Origin of the sequence: Mesorhizobium sp. M4B.F.Ca.ET.089.01.1.1 (assembly GCF_004022605.1) — a bacterium.
Taxonomy (GTDB): domain Bacteria; phylum Pseudomonadota; class Alphaproteobacteria; order Rhizobiales; family Rhizobiaceae; genus Mesorhizobium; species Mesorhizobium abyssinicae.
In genome coordinates this window covers 1-567 of the sequence record NZ_RZOS01001244.1, presented here as the reverse complement: position 1 = coordinate 567, position 567 = coordinate 1, and the positions used below count along the sequence as shown (strand labels likewise).

The following is a 567-nucleotide window of genomic DNA, read 5'->3' as shown; positions in this document are numbered from 1 at the left end:
CTGCGGGCCTGATCGAGCGCGACATGTCCGGAAGGACGACCATAAGCCACGATACGAGAGCGTACATGAGGTTCGATTTCAACGATCTCGCCGATGCGACGGAGCAGGGAGGAATTATCTTTCACCGGTCGCCCAGGCCGATCTTCCTCCGGCAGGCAAAGGATGAGCGCCGTCTGTCCTCGCGCTTGCGGGTGATTTTCAAAAGCCTCCGATATAGCCCCGGCTGCCAGATGGGCTATGCGCTTCTCCCCGATCCAGTTGCGTGGTAGCGGCACGGGCGCACCCGTAAGCCATCCTGCGGGCAAGCCGACGAAACGGGTTTCCTGAAAACCATCGAGTCGAGCGCGCATCGCAGCGCAAGCGGAGGGCGCGTCGAGGCCAACCGCAGTCACCATACCAACCGAAACAATCTCGATCGGAGAGGTCATGCCTCTTCCTCCTGCGGCGCGGTGCCATTGGCACGGATATACGTGCGCCCCGTCGCGCGCGCCCTCAGCATTGCTTGCGTCGGTGGCCCAACCCAGCACTCCGAGAAATCCAAAATGGTCCGCTGGATGCGCTGTGAGA

Annotated in this window: 1 pseudogene; it reads right to left on the bottom strand. The window is 61.7% G+C overall.

Annotated features, from left to right (window positions below):
• Positions 1 to 428 (bottom strand): annotated as a pseudogene (locus EN780_RS36975) (3-oxoacyl-ACP synthase); the annotation flags it as partial.
• Between the last annotated feature and the right edge of the window lie 139 nt (positions 429 to 567).